This is a genomic window from Pseudomonas sp. LBUM1646, from assembly GCF_059716165.1.
In genome coordinates, this window is record NZ_CP166810.1 from 3,246,647 (window position 1) to 3,260,520 (window position 13,874).

General features: G+C 58.8%; 10 protein-coding genes. 1 reads left to right on the forward strand and 9 read right to left on the reverse strand.

Translation table 11 applies throughout. From position 1 onward, the window contains the following. Window positions 1-50 precede the first annotated feature (50 nt). Complete coding sequence (locus ACA071_RS15080; protein ID WP_497645084.1) at window positions 51-701, reverse strand: DUF2931 family protein; 651 nt, start codon at window positions 699-701, stop codon at window positions 51-53. Beyond that, the gene (tssI, locus tag ACA071_RS15085; protein ID WP_497645085.1) at window positions 694-4,194 is read right to left on the reverse strand and encodes a type VI secretion system tip protein TssI/VgrG; all 3,501 of its coding nucleotides are present in this window, start codon (window positions 4,192-4,194) and stop codon (window positions 694-696) included. The genes ACA071_RS15080 and tssI overlap by 8 nt, the downstream gene beginning before the upstream one ends. Before the next feature lie 350 nt (window positions 4,195-4,544). On the opposite strand from tssI, the gene ACA071_RS15090 reads away from it, so the two are divergent. Next, window positions 4,545-5,846, forward strand: coding sequence for an OprD family porin (locus tag ACA071_RS15090; protein ID WP_497645086.1), 1,302 nt, complete (start codon window positions 4,545-4,547; stop codon window positions 5,844-5,846). A gap of 88 nt (window positions 5,847-5,934) precedes the next feature. Here ACA071_RS15090 and ACA071_RS15095 read toward each other — a convergent pair whose 3' ends face one another. The 7 genes from ACA071_RS15095 to ACA071_RS15125 all read right to left on the reverse strand — a co-directional run bounded on the left by ACA071_RS15095 (window position 5,935) and on the right by ACA071_RS15125 (window position 13,742). Next, window positions 5,935-6,582, reverse strand: a complete 648-nt coding sequence (locus ACA071_RS15095; protein ID WP_497645087.1) for a transglycosylase SLT domain-containing protein — start codon at window positions 6,580-6,582, stop codon at window positions 5,935-5,937. A 222-nt stretch (window positions 6,583-6,804) separates the two neighbouring features. Beyond that, window positions 6,805-7,743, reverse strand: a complete 939-nt coding sequence (locus ACA071_RS15100; protein ID WP_497645088.1) for a carbohydrate kinase family protein — start codon at window positions 7,741-7,743, stop codon at window positions 6,805-6,807. 15 nt (window positions 7,744-7,758) lie between these two features. Continuing rightward, window positions 7,759-9,255 (reverse strand): xylulokinase, encoded by a 1,497-nt coding sequence (gene xylB, locus ACA071_RS15105; protein ID WP_497645089.1) that lies wholly within the window; start codon window positions 9,253-9,255, stop codon window positions 7,759-7,761. Between the two features lie 126 nt (window positions 9,256-9,381). After that, the gene (locus tag ACA071_RS15110) at window positions 9,382-10,854 is read right to left on the reverse strand and encodes a mannitol dehydrogenase family protein (protein ID WP_497645090.1); all 1,473 of its coding nucleotides are present in this window, start codon (window positions 10,852-10,854) and stop codon (window positions 9,382-9,384) included. A gap of 12 nt (window positions 10,855-10,866) precedes the next feature. Continuing rightward, window positions 10,867-11,970: an ABC transporter ATP-binding protein gene (locus tag ACA071_RS15115; protein ID WP_497645091.1), complete on the reverse strand. Its 1,104-nt coding sequence runs from the start codon at window positions 11,968-11,970 to the stop codon at window positions 10,867-10,869. 31 nt (window positions 11,971-12,001) lie between these two features. Then, complete coding sequence (locus ACA071_RS15120) at window positions 12,002-12,832, reverse strand: carbohydrate ABC transporter permease (protein ID WP_033055010.1); 831 nt, start codon at window positions 12,830-12,832, stop codon at window positions 12,002-12,004. A gap of 10 nt (window positions 12,833-12,842) precedes the next feature. Next, the gene (locus tag ACA071_RS15125) at window positions 12,843-13,742 is read right to left on the reverse strand and encodes a carbohydrate ABC transporter permease (protein WP_236708625.1); all 900 of its coding nucleotides are present in this window, start codon (window positions 13,740-13,742) and stop codon (window positions 12,843-12,845) included. Between the last annotated feature and the right edge of the window lie 132 nt (window positions 13,743-13,874).

Sequence of the window (13,874 nt, forward strand, 5' to 3'; positions counted from 1 at the left end):
AGCAACAGATGTTGGGGTGGAGCTTCAATTAATAAGAAATATATTTGCTATTACCAAGAGCCATAAGGCACGCCAAATTTCTCGACATAGGCTTTGGATACGTCTGAAAGTGTGTCGTATTTCCCACCAGACTTACCTTCATAGGGACCGCGCGGATCAACCTTGGCTTGTACCCTTGTGACTTCAATGGCAGGCAAGCAGGGCCCCATTACCCAGACTTTTGCAACGCCGCCAGGAGCAAGACCTATGACCAATGCCTCACGGTAATCCGTTATCCATTTACCATCAAAGGCGCAAAAAACCTTTTCTTCCTTGCGCATCATCTCCCTGGCCGAGTCCGGTATGTCGATGGTTACTTGGTAGGTTTGTGGTTCAACCAGTGACTGCCAGCGGACGTAGATTTTCTTTGGTAAGTCTGCCCCTTTGACGTACTTACCTTTACCCCAGCCCGGTTTTGCAGGCCAGCCTTTGGGGTTGCCACTATTGTTCGAAGGTTTCAGTGTTTCAGCGTTTCCACTCATGGCTCGTACATATACATTCCCTTGAATATCTACAGCGTCGGCTGTTTCGATCCAGACATCCATATAGCTGGGGGCCGAGAAGCCCAGCCGCCATGAGTCATAAGGCAATGATTCACTATTGGCGAGTGCGCTTGCACTGAGCAGGAACGCGACAAAGGCGATACGTATGAATTTACTCATTAGGGTGCACTGTGCGCAGTAAGTTTTCGTTTGGACGATTGATGAAAACGACATCCAGATCGCTATTGTTCATGTTTTTTGCCGCATTCCAGTTATCGGACAGATGTACATACCGTTGGAAAAGCAGTTCTTCTTCTTGTGGGCTCAGTCCAGTTGTAGCGCTTTTGCCCAATGCAAAGTTCATCAGCTTTTCAGAAATTGGAACGAGCTCGGCAGGCAGCGCTAGCCTAGGATCATTTTCCGATATCTTTTGAAGGGGTACGCCGTTCTCTACCGCCAGGTCACGCATGACCCGCAAGTAGATCAACGACAGGTCACTACGCACTTCACGCTGGCTGCTCACTGCGGCATACACATGTTTCATGTTGGTTCGATTATCTTTGTCGGCTGGTCGATACGGCACCTCCCATGTGCGCACTTCTAAAGGGAGGTTGTATTGCGCCAGTTGGTCTTGGAGTCTTCTCAAATCCTGCTGGGCAAGCTTGTAGCTATTGGCTTCGGTAAACGAGGTTTTTTCCGCTACATCGCTTCGGCGTGGCTTGCTAACCAGTACGCGTTCTGTGGCCTTCGGCAGGTAACCTCCACCGAGGTCTGAATGCACGCCGGGCAATACAATATCCGCCGCACCGACGCTATTCAGAGAGAAGTTATAACGCCGCTCATTTCTGGCGACCAGATGAACGACTTTTTTCGCGGCATCGGGCGCCAGAACGATATTGATACCAGGGTTGCTTGCGTTATGCCCATTCAGGTCCAGCAGTAGTGGATTGGCAATCGCGGCCACGGTGTCATAAATACCGATAAAGTCTATCGATACATCGGAATGTGCCTTCCATGTAAAACCACCTACGAAGCCGGCTGTGGCTGCTGGAATGGCTTTAGCCAGAATGCTTTGTTCCCCTTTAAGCACTTCATTGGCAAAGTCCCGTGCGGCAGCTGCTCCCCGACTGAAGCCGAAAATATCAAATTCAATAGATTTAATTCGTTTGTCGGCATTATTCATTCCGAAAGCTCGCAACGCTTTGATCAGTAGTGCAGGGGTCTCCTCCACCCGTGACCTCACGCCCTGAGCGCCTAATCCAGTACCTTGCGAGTACAGGGAATCATCACCGGTGCTACTGGTACCAATGCCCTCTACATAGATGGCCAGATTCGCTGTCGTAGCATCGATCGGCAAAGTTTCATTCGATTGTTGGTCATACAAGTCATACAGCTTAGCCACATTACTCGCATCATTCCCGTAGCTGTTATCCGGCGAACTCCCTTTGCCGTCATAGCCATGAGCGGCGCAGTACTTGCGAATATCCTCTGCTGCTTCTTCCAGGTTCACGTCCGGCGCAAAGCAGCCATATACACGTTCACTGTTGGTTCGGTTATTACCAGTCCCATCGAAAAACACGCCGATGCGCAAGGTAATCTCTTCTTCACCGACCTCTTCTTCCTCTTCCTCCTCTTCGAGCTCATCCGCTTCAGCAGGTGCCGCTGTTTTAGGGGCCGAATCAGGGACCGCATTGAACTTTCCAACAGGTGGAGCGCTAAGCAGCTTGCCCGCGATGGCAGCAGCGGCGGCGCCTGGAGTGATTGGCGCAAGAATCTGAATCCCGGTGCCCGCCCCGGGTGAGCCACCCGTGTTCACCTTCACATTTGCACCACTAATCGTCACACCGCCCGCATCCACCTTCACAAAGCTCCCACCAGCCTTGGCCGTCAGCTCCATTCCACCTTCAACCACAACCTTTTGCCCAGCGTTGTAGTGAATCTCCTGACCCGCCTCGACAAACTGCGCCGTCCCCACCTTCACATGCTGGGTCACGCCAACCGTGAGGTGATCATTCGCCCGGGATTCAGTCTTGCGATCCAGGTGGGTGATGCGGTGTTCTTCAACCTTGAATTCGCTTAAAACATTCGCCTCAACCGTGTCATGCCGTTCGTTGCCGATGCGGATCTTTTGGTCGTGCTCGATGTTTTCATCCCAGTCCCGCTGGGCGTGCAGGTAGATCTGTTCCGCACCTTTTTTGTCTTCGATGCGGAATTCGTTGTAGCCCTTGCCGCCCGGGGAGCTGAGGGTCTTGAACGTACTGCGGGTCTTGTTCGCCGGGAGGTCGTAGGGGACGACGTTTTCCTTGTGATACAGGCAACCGGTGACCAGCGGCTGATCCGGGTCGCCTTCCATGAACGACACCAGCACTTCCATGCCGATGCGCGGGATGGCGATGCCGCCGTAGGCGTTGCCGGCCCAGCCGGTGGCGACGCGTAGCCAGCAGGTGGTGTTGTCGTCGGCCTGGCCGTCGCGGTCCCAGTGGAACTGGACTTTGACCCGGCCGTACTGGTCGGTGTGGATTTCCTCGCCGTTGGGGCCGGTGACGATGGCGGTCTGGCTGCCGAGGATTTTGGCTTTCGGGTGTTCGAGGGCAGGGCGGAAGTGCGCGTCCCACGGGGTGGCGAGGAAGCGGTTGCGGTAGCCCTGGTGGAAGTCATCCTTGTTGTCGGTGACGTCGCTGGTGGTGTTTTCGCCGAGCACTTGCGGCTGTTTGCCTTCGTGGACGACTTCCAGCAGCAGCCAAAGGTCGTTCCATTCGGCGCGCGGGTGTTCGCTCAGGGCCAGGAAGTGGCCGCTGACCAGGGTCGGCTCGTCGCTTTTGCCTTCGGCGAGTTTGTAGTCGCTGCGGTGACGCTCAAGGGCGCGGGTCGCCAGTTGCTTGCCGCGCTCGCGGTCGGTGAAGCGGCCGGGGTAGTCGTAGTCTTCAAGGTCCGGGGCGAAGGTGCTTTTGGCGGTGCCTTCAGGGAGGATGCGCGGTTTTTCGAAGTCGTAGTCCCGGCGGCTGACGCGGGTGGTGCGGGTTTCCAGGCGCAGGTTGAAGCGCTTGATCACCGGTTTTTCGGCGGCCATGCCGGAATCTTGCTGGTAGCTCACGGGGGCGAGTTTGCGGAATACCGTCTGGTCATCGCCGAACTCCAGTTTGTGGCCGCTGGCGGAGTGCTGGAAGTGGAAGTGAATGCCTTCTTCTTCGCATAGGCGCTGGATGAAATGCAGGTCGGATTCGTCGTACTGCACGCAGTAGTCGCGTTCGGGGTAGATCGCGCCGAGCTGGAAGCTGTAGGCGTCGGCGAGGATGCCGCGCGCTTCGAGGACCTGGCCGATGATCTTCGGCACCGTCAGGTGCTGGAAGATTTGCTGGTCATGGTTGTGCCGCAGGTAGGCGAGTTGCGGCACCAGGCTGACGCTGTAGCGGGTCAGCTTCTTGCCGGAATCGCCTTGCTCGATGCGGTAGACCAGGCCATGGATGATGCCTTTGCCGGTGGCGCCGAAAGTCAGGCAGCCAGGCTTGTGCAGCAGCTCTTCGAGTTTGAGGTCGGGGCGTGTACTGACCAGTTCGATGTCGAAACAGAACGGTTGGTTGAGGGCTTCGCGACCGACGAAACTGAGCACTTGAAGGTCGGTGGAAACACCTTCCAGCGTGAGGGAAATATGGGTTGCGTTCGCGTCCAGCATGCCTTGTATTCCGTCCTTTGAATAAGCTGGGGCGGATGGTGCAGGATTAACCGGCCCCGTTCAAGGCGCAAATGCCGTGCTTGAGGGTAGGGAAATCCCCTATGTGCGGGGTTTCGGTCAATGAACCCGGGGATTTAGACCTGCCCGGTTCCAGCAGGAGGGGGCTCCAACTCAAGAACTGCCAGTCAGTTTCAGACTAAAGTCGCCTTCAGCACGTAAAAGCCTTGTGCCATCATTGCCGCTCACCCCCGTGTGTTCACTTCACTCTGGCCCGTCATCGGTCCAGGGCGGAAGCTATTTTCTGGCTTATTGCGCACTGCGCAAACGCTGCACTGTTGGAGCTTTTTTTCATGCGTCCCCCATTTCCCCTCATCACGGCCCGCCAGTCATTCGGCTTCGGCGCTTTAGTCCTGTGCGCCGGTTTTACCGCGCCGGTTCAAGCCAGCGGTTTTATCGACGACACCACGGCGAAAATCGAATCGCGCACGGTGTATTTCAACCGTGACTTTCGTGATGGGCACACCAGCAACGACCAGGGCGCTTCCAAGCGTGAAGAGTCTGCGCAGGGTTTCATTCTCAACCTGCAATCGGGTTACACCGAAGGCACCGTCGGTTTTGGCATCGACGCGTTAGGAATGCTCGGGCTCAAGCTCGATTCCAGCGCCGACAGCAGCAACAGCGGCTTGCTGCCGTCGTCCGGCGAGAACCCGCGCGGTTCGAAGGACCAGTACGCCAAACTCGGCTTGACCGCCAAAGTGCGGATATCGCAAAGCGTGTTGAAGTACGGCGCGCTGCTGCCGGATCTGCCGCTGCTCAAGTACAACGACGGCCGTCTGCTACCGACGATGTTCAACGGCGCGATGCTCACGTCCAAAGAGGTGAAGGACCTGACCTTTATGGCGGCGCGGCTGGACAAATACACGGCCCGGGATTCGACGGATTCGCAAGACATCCGCGTGCACTGCAAGAACAAGCGTTACGCCTGCAATGTCACCGCTGATCATTTCGACATGTACGGCTTCGACTACAAGATCAACGAGCGCCTGACCGCGCAGTACCACTACGCTGAACTAGAGGACATCTACCGCCAGCATTTCGTGGGTGTGCTGGCCAACCAGCCGTTGGGTGACGGTGTGTTGAAGGCCGATCTGCGGGTCCTGAAAAGCGCCGACAGCGGCGCCGCCCGGGCCGGCTCCATCGACAACCGCGCCCTGAGCGGCATGCTGTCGTACGCGTTGAGTGGCCATACCTTCAGCGCCGGTTGGCAGCGCATGAATGGCGATAACTCAATGCCGTATCTGGATGGCACTAACCCGTACCTGGTCAATTATGTGCAGGTCAACGACTTCGCCGCCGCGCAAGAGCGTTCGTGGCAGTTGCGGTATGACTATGACTTCAAGGCGATCGGTATCAACGGGCTGAGCTTCCTGACCCGCTATGTGAATGGCGATCACATCAAGGTGCTGGGCAGCGCTCAGGACGGGAAGGAGTGGGAGCGCGACAGCGAGCTGAAGTACGTGGTGCAGAGCGGGACGTTCAAGGATGTGAGTTTGCGCCTGCGCAATGCGACGTACCGGACCAATTACGAGAAGTTTGCCCGGGATGTGGATGAGACTCGGCTGATTGTGAGTTACAACTTTTCGGTGTTGTGACGGTGTAGGCCTTTGTAGGCGCGGCCGCAGGCTGCGATCTTTTAAAGCAAGATCAAAAGATCGCAGCCTGCGGCAGCTCCTACGGGGTTTAGAGCCAATGCCAGAATCGGCTCCAGAACCCCCGATTCAGATCGTTCTTGCACCCGGCGTACTGCTGCGCATACATATCGGATCGACCCTGGACTTTGCCGGCCGTGGCGACTAACCACGCTTTGCCGGCCGTGGCGACTAACCACGCTTTGCTGGCGTAGGTCTTCTGACGATACCCGCCCCATCCTTCGTGATAGTTGAGGTACTGCCCGTAGGCGTCGTATTTGTAGACGCCGTTGATGCTGGTGGTTTTATCCATGTACCAGCCGACAAAGTCGATGGCGTCATCGAAATCCTCGCGGTCGGCCCCACCTCTGCCAGTGCTTTTCTGATAGTCGGACCAGACCTCGTCCTTGGCTTGGGCGTAGCCCGACGCCGTCGACACCCGGCCCCACGGGATTATCCAGAGCAGGTATTTGCGCGGCGTCTTGGCGTCGTAACGATAGCCGGACTCTTGATACATGATCGCGAAGGGCACCTGGATCGGCACGCCCCAGCGTTTTTGCGTGACTTGCGCGGCGTCGTACCAGTCGCTCTTTTCCCGGAAAATCTCACAGATATCGTTGGGGGAGCGTGGCGGCGAGGTGCTGCAACCGGCCAGCAGTGTCGTGAGTAGCAAGAGTCCAACCGTTTGCCTTGAGTTCAAGAGCCCAGCTTCCTGTCATGCGCGTAAAAGGGCGACAGTTTAACCACTCAAGGCAGAGGAGGGGTTGATTGTGGGTTATAGGATTTCGGTGTTGTGGCGTTGAGGTGACCGATCGTTCCCACGCTCTGCGTGGGAATGCAGCCCGGGACGCTCCGCGTCCCTTTAAAGCCGAACGCAGAGCGTCCGTTGAGGCATTCCCACGCAGAGCGTGGGAACGATCGGTCAGGCTAACTGCTGGCGATACGGCAAATCCGGCCCGGTCTTGCTGCACGTCAACGCCGCCGCCTGCACCGCAAATTTCAGCATCCCGTCAATCTGCTCCCGACCCAGCCGATGCACACCGTCCACCGAGTCCAGCTGATGCTCGGTCAACCAGGTAATCAATGCCGCCTGGAAGGTATCGCCAGCCCCAACGGTATCGGCAATCTTCACCGAACTGGCCGGCACCGACCACGAGCCATGAACCCGACTGAATACCGTCGCCCCTTCGCCACCACGGGTCAGGAACACCAACTGGCAGCGATGCTGCAGCCAACCCTCGATCACCCGCTGCGGATCCTGCTCGGGATACAGCAGGCTCAAGTCTTCATCGCTGACCTTGATCAGGTCGGCCAACTCCACCCATTCAGCAACTCGCGAACGCCAGAGGTCGATGTTCGGCTCTGGATTCAACCGCACATTCGGATCAAGGCTGATCAGGCGTTTGCCACTTTCGCGCTGGACCAACGCCAGCAGTGTGTCGGCAATCGGCTGCACCACCAGCGAGAACGAACCGATGTGCAAGCCGCGCACTTCAGGCCCCAGTTCCGGCAAATGCTCCGGTTTCAACTGGCGATCCGCGCAGCCTTCGCCGCGAAAGCTGTAGTGGGGCGAGCCGTTGGCACCCACCGCGACCATCGCCAGGGTGGTCGGCGCGGCGAAATCCACCAGGTAGTCCGGGCATACGCCTTCATCCTGCAGCACTTGCTGCAAACGTCGGCCAAGGTAGTCGGTGGACAGGCCGGCAAACAGCGCAGCGTCCACGCCCAAGCGGCGCAAGCCGACGGCCACATTGAACGGTGAGCCACCGGCAATCGCCTTGAAATTCACTTTTGAAGCCAGACCGCTGGCATCGTCTTCGCTGAAGAAATCGAACAGCGCTTCGCCACACACCAGATACATAAAATTGTTCGCTCTTTAAAGGGTTGCGACATGCTGTTGATAGCGTTCGTAGGCTTGCTGCGCGGCCGCCACATTGTCGGCGATCGGCAGGGTTTCGCTGGCCAGGTCGAGCTTCACGCAGCGCTCGCACAAATCCGCCAGGGTGCTTTCGTGGCCGTTAGACCAGGACTTGCACCACGCCGCTTGAATCGCCGCGCCGAGGGCAGCGGCTTCGCTTTGTTCTGTGCAGATAACCGGGGTGTTCATGATATCGGCGACGATCTGTCGCCACACCGAGCTTTTCGAACCGCCGCCGATCAAGCAAATGCTGCGGCTTTGTAAGCCATTTTGGCGCAACAGGTCCAGTCCGTAGCGCAATCCGAAGGTCGTGCCTTCGACGGCGGCGCGGCACAGGTTGGCCTGGGTCAGGTTGGTCATGGTCAAGCCTTGCAGGCTGCCGGTGGCGTGGGGCAGGGCGGGGACGCGTTCGCCGTTGAGGAACGGCAGCATGCACACGCCATCCGCGCCAATCGGAGCCTGTTCGACCAAATCGTTGAAACGTTCGATATCCAGCTCGAACAACTCGCGAATGACCCCGGTGGCATTGGTCAGGTTCATCGTGCAAATCAACGGCAACCAGCCGCCGCTGGAGGAACAGAACGTCGCGACCGAGGCGTCCGGGCTGATGTTGGGCTGCTCGTCGTAGGCGTAGACCGTGCCGGAGGAGCCGAGGCTCATGGTGATCGCGCCGGGCTTTATGTTGCCGGTGCCGATGGCGCCCATCATGTTGTCGCCGCCGCCGCTGGACACCAGCGCCTGCGGATTGATGCCCAAGTGTTCGGCGATGCTTGGCAGAATCGTGCCGACCGCTTGATGGGAGTCGATCAGCTCCGGCAATGCCGCTTGCAGACGTCCAGCGGGGTCGATGTCGCGCAGCAGTTGCAAGTCCCACTGGCGGGTGCGCACGTTGAAGTAGCCGGTGCCCGAGGCATCGCCGTATTCGCTGCAACTGCGGCCGGTGAGCCAATAGTTGAGGTAATCGTGGGGCAGCAGAATGCGCGCGATACGGGCAAAAATCGTCGGGTGTTGTTCTTTGGTCCAGAGCAGTTTGGACACGGTGTAGCCCGGCGCGATGACGATGCCGAGGCGTTCCAGCGAGCCTTTTTCGCCGCCCAGATGCGCCAGCAGGCGGTCGTTTTCCGGGGTGGATTCGGTGTCGCACCAGAGCTTGGCCGGGCGCAGGACCTGGCCTTGATCGTCGAGCAGCACCAAGCCGTGTTGCTGGCCGGAGACGCCGATGCCGAGGATGTCCTGGCCGTCGACGTTAGCCGCGAGCAGCGCACGGCGAGTGGCCAGGGTGAAGGCTTCCAGCCATTGATTGGTGTCTTGCTCGCGGCGGCCATTGGCGCCGCTGATCAGGGTGTGGGCGGCGGCGCCCAGTCCCAGCACCTGACCGCTGACGGCATCGAGGATGATGGCTTTGGTGCCTTGGGTGCCGCAGTCGATGCCGAGGAATAATTGTTGGTTTGCCATGTCATGACCCTACCGAAGATCGTTCCCACGCTCGGCGTGGGAATGCCTCAATGGACGCTCTGCGTCCGCGTTTGGATGGGACGCGGAGCGTCCCGGGCTGCATTCCCACGCAGAGCGTGGGAACGATCAGGCGGCGAGTACTTTTTCCAGGGTCCGCGTAACCCCCACCTCCCGCAAGCTGTTGCAGCACCACTCAAACGCCGCGACAAACTCTGGCGAACGCGGGATCGCCGTGCCAAAAATCTCCTCAACCTCCAGCAACCGCTGAGTGATCAACACATCATCAGCCACCAGCGCCTGACAGAACGTCGCCCGCGGATCGGGAATGGCGTAGGTATCGCCGTTCTCGTCAACGCCCTTCAAATACAAGGCCCAAGCCGCCACCACCAGCGCCGCACGCTTGGTCTCCTGGCCATCGGCAATCAAGCGATTAATCGTCGGCACGGTGAATTTCGGAAACTTCGACGAACCGTCGGAGCACACGCGCTCCAGTTGATCGGCAATCGCCTGATTGGAGAACCGCGCCACCAGAGTGTTTTTGTATTCGGTCAGGTCGATCCCCGGTACCGAGGCCAGTTGCGGCGTGACGTCCAGGTCCATGTAGGCACGCATGTACTGCACGAACAGCGGGTCGTTCATGGTTTCGTGGACGAAGCGGTAACCCTTCAAGAATCCCAGATAAGTCAGGGCCAGGTGGCTGCCGTTGAGCAACTTGATCTTCATCTCTTCGTAAGGCGTGACGTCGTTGGTGAACTGCACGCCGACCTTTTCCCAGGCCGGACGCCCGTTGACGAACTTGTCTTCCAGCACCCACTGCACAAACGGTTCGCAGACCACCGGCCAGGCGTCGTCGATCGCGGTTTTGTCGTGCAATTGCAGCTTGTGCTCGGTGCTGGTCATCGGCGTGATGCGGTCAACCATGGCGTTAGGGAAGCTGACGTTCTGGTCGATCCAGTCCCGCAGATCGGCATCGCGCAGCGCAGCAAAGGCCAGCAATGCCTTGCGGGCTACCGCGCCGTTGTGCGGCAGGTTATCGCAGGACATCAGGGTGAACGCTGGCGTACCGGCGGCGCGACGTTTGGCCAACGCGGAGCAGAGAAAGCCGAACACGGTTTTCGGTGCATCCGGGTGCGCCAGGTCGTGCTGAATCAGCGGCAAGTGCGCCATGAACTCGCCGTTGCTGTCGTCGATGCAATAACCGCCCTCGGTGATCGTCAGCGAAACGATGCGGATCTCGGGGTTGGCCAGTTTGTCGATCAACGCCTCGGCGCTGTCTTCAGCCAGCAACATGTCGCGAATCGCGCCGATGACCCGGACTTCGGCGTCGTTGTCGCCCAGTTCAAACAAGGTGAACAGGTAATCCTGTTCCTTCAGATCGTCCCGGGCCCGACGGTCTTCGGCACGCAGGCCGACCCCGCAAATCGCCCAGTCGAGGCCTTCGCCGGTGTTCATCAGCGCATCGGTGTAATACGCCTGATGCGCCCGGTGGAAACCGCCGACGCCGATGTGCGCGATGCCTTGGCGCGTATCGCTCAGGGCGTAGGCGGGCAGCACCACCTCAGGCGCGAGGCGATTGAGGTTCTGTTTATTCAGTTTCATCGCATAGTCTCGTCAGGCAGCTGCGCGCAGTGGGCGAGTTAACGCCACGCCGTCGGCATCGAATAAATGGCAGTGTTCGGCGTCCAGGTGCAGGCTCAGCGACTCGCCATAACGGCTTGCCAAGTCACCGCGTACGCGCATGGTCAGCGCTTCGCCGGAGGAGGTCACCACGTGGCAGAAAGTGTCGCTGCCCAAGCGTTCGCTGACGTCGGCGGTGACTTGCAGCGTGCAGTCGCCGGTTTGCGCCAGGTTCAGGTGTTCCGGGCGAATCCCCAGCGTCACCGGACCGCCGACGCTCAAGTTAGCACCGCTCAACGGCAGGGTGATGCGGGTGCCGGCCTCCAGCAATACTTCGACGTTCTGGCTTTCGACGCGGGTGACTTTGCCTTTGAGGAAGCCCATTTTCGGCGTGCCGAGGAAGCCGGCGACAAACAGGTTGGCCGGCTGGTGATACAGGTCCAGCGGTGAACCGACTTGTTCAACTTTGCCGCCATTGAGAACGACGACTTTGTCGGCCATGGTCATGGCTTCGACCTGGTCGTGGGTCACGTAGATCATCGTGGCTTTGAGTTCTTTGTGCAGGCGCAGCAGTTCCAGGCGCATCTGTACGCGCAGGGCGGCGTCGAGGTTGGACAGCGGTTCGTCGAACAGGAATATTTTCGGGTTGCGCACGATGGCGCGGCCGATCGCTACCCGTTGGCGCTGGCCGCCGGACAGTTGTTTCGGCTTGCGTTCCAGCATCGGCCCGAGTTCGAGGATGCGTGCCGCTTCGCCGACTTTCTTCTCGACTTCGGCCTTTGGTACGCCGGCCAGGTCGAGGGCGAACGACATGTTCTTTTTCACGGTCATGTGCGGGTACAAGGCATAGGTCTGGAACACCATCGCCAGGTCACGCTTGGCCGGGCTGACTTCAGTGATGTCGCGGCCATCGAGTTCGATGGTGCCGCCGCTGACTTCTTCCAGGCCGGCGATCAGGCGCAGCAGGGTGGACTTGCCGCAGCCCGACGGGCCGACGAACACTACGAATTCTTTGTCGTTCACTTCCAGGTCGATGCCCTTGATGATGGAAAAGCCTTCGAAGCCTTTTTGCAGATTCTTGATTTTCAGGTTGGCCATGGTGGCGCTCCTTTATGCTAATTCTTGAGGGCTATTTCACAGCGCCGAACGACAGGCCGCGGACCAGTTGTTTCTGGCTGATCCAGCCGAAGATCAGGATCGGCGCGCAAGCCAGGGTCGATACGGCTGACAACTTGGCCCAAAACAGGCCTTCGGGGCTTGAGTACGAGGCGATCAATGCGGTCAGCGGCGCGGCTTTGGACGACGTCAGGTTCAAGGACCAGAACGCTTCGTTCCAGCACAGGATCAGCGACAGCAACACCGTGGAAGCCAGACCGCCCTTGGCGATGGGCAGCAGCACCCGGACCATTTCCTGCCACAGGGTCGCCCCGTCGAGGCGTGCGGCTTCGAGGATGTCTTTCGGAATATCTTTGAAGTAGGTGTAAATCATCCAGACCACAATCGGCAGGTTGATCAGCGTGTAGATGACGATCAGCGCGATACGGGTATCGAGCAGGCCGAAGCTCTTGGCCAGCAGGTAGATCGGCATCAGCACGCCCACCGGCGGCAGCATTTTCGTGGAGAGCATCCACAGCAGCGTGCCTTTGGTGCGCTTGGTTTCGTAGAACGCCATCGAGTAGGCCGCCGGCACGGCGATCAGCAGGCAAAGGGCCGTGGCGCTGAACGAAATCACCACCGAGTTCCAGGCGAAGCTGAAGTAATCGCTGCGCTCATTGATGTGCAGGTAGTTTTCCAGCGTCGGCGTGAAGATGAATTGCGGCGGCGTGGCGAACGCGTCGATTTCGGTTTTGAAGCTGGTCATCACCATCCAGAAGATCGGGAAGAAGATCAGGATCGCGATGGCCCAGGCCAGGGTGCCGAGCAGCAGGCTTTGCAGACGGCGGGATTGTTGAAGAGTCATGGCGCAGGCCTCAGGCTTTGTCTGTCAGGTTTTTGCCGATCATGCGCACCAGCACGATGGCCGCGACGTTGGCAATCACCACCGCGATCAAGCCACCGGCGGACGCCATGCCGACGTCGAACTGCACCAGCGCCTGGTTGTAGATCAGGTAGGCGAGGTTGGTCGAGGCGTAGCCGGGGCCACCGTTGGTGGTGGTGAAGATTTCGGCAAATACCGAGAGCAGGAAGATCGTTTCAATCATCACCACCACCGCAATCGGCCGCGCCAGGTGCGGTAGGGTCAGGTGCCAGAAGATCGCGACCGGGCCGGCACCGTCGAGGCGCGCGGCTTCTTTCTGTTCCTGGTCGAGGGACTGCATGGCGGTCATCAGGATCAGGATCGCGAAGGGCAGCCATTGCCAAGAGACAATGATGATGATCGACAGCAGCGGATAGTGGGCCAGCCAGTCCACTGGTTGCGCGCCGAAGAGCTTCCAGACGTAGGCGAGAATCCCCGACACCGGATGGAAAATCAGGTTTTTCCAGATCAGCGCACCGACGGTGGGCATGATGAAGAACGGCGAGATCAGCATGACCCGCACGATGCCGCGACCGAGAAACTCACTGGCCTCCAGCAGCGCACTGATCAATACGCCGAACACCACGCTGATCAGCAGCACGCTGCCCACCAGCAACAAGGTGTTGGTGGCGCCGGGCAGGAAGCCCGAGTCGGTCAGAAAGTAGGTGAAGTTCTCCAGCCCCACGAACTCGTTCTCGCCGGGGTTGAGCAGGTTGTAGCGGATCACCGAGAAGTAGAGGGTCATGCCCAGCGGCACGATCATCCACAACAGCAACATGGCGACCGAAGGGCTGACCAGAAACCAGCCGGGGTTGGACAACCGGCTTTTACGCACCGGTTGGGGAATGTCCATTTGAGCTTTGGCAGTTGAAATATTCATGGCGATAGAACCGATTGGGTGCATGAGCAAGAGAGCGGTGTGTCCCCTGTAGGAGCAAAGCTTGCTCGCGATGAACGATAACGCGGTTCATTCGAGAGACCGCGT

Excerpts from the sequence above, each read along its gene's own strand:
- ACA071_RS15080 (WP_497645084.1), bottom strand. The coding sequence starts at position 701 with ATGAGTAAATTCATACGTATCGCCTTTGTCGCGTTCCTGCTCAGTGCA.
- tssI (WP_497645085.1), bottom strand. The coding sequence starts at position 4,194 with ATGCTGGACGCGAACGCAACCCATATTTCCCTCACGCTGGAAGGTGTT.
- ACA071_RS15090 (WP_497645086.1), top strand. The coding sequence starts at position 4,545 with ATGCGTCCCCCATTTCCCCTCATCACGGCCCGCCAGTCATTCGGCTTC.
- ACA071_RS15100 (WP_497645088.1), bottom strand. The coding sequence starts at position 7,743 with ATGTATCTGGTGTGTGGCGAAGCGCTGTTCGATTTCTTCAGCGAAGAC.
- xylB (WP_497645089.1), bottom strand. The coding sequence starts at position 9,255 with ATGGCAAACCAACAATTATTCCTCGGCATCGACTGCGGCACCCAAGGC.
- ACA071_RS15110 (WP_497645090.1), bottom strand. The coding sequence starts at position 10,854 with ATGAAACTGAATAAACAGAACCTCAATCGCCTCGCGCCTGAGGTGGTG.
- ACA071_RS15115 (WP_497645091.1), bottom strand. The coding sequence starts at position 11,970 with ATGGCCAACCTGAAAATCAAGAATCTGCAAAAAGGCTTCGAAGGCTTT.
- ACA071_RS15120 (WP_033055010.1), bottom strand. The coding sequence starts at position 12,832 with ATGACTCTTCAACAATCCCGCCGTCTGCAAAGCCTGCTGCTCGGCACC.
- ACA071_RS15125 (WP_236708625.1), bottom strand. The coding sequence starts at position 13,742 with ATGGACATTCCCCAACCGGTGCGTAAAAGCCGGTTGTCCAACCCCGGC.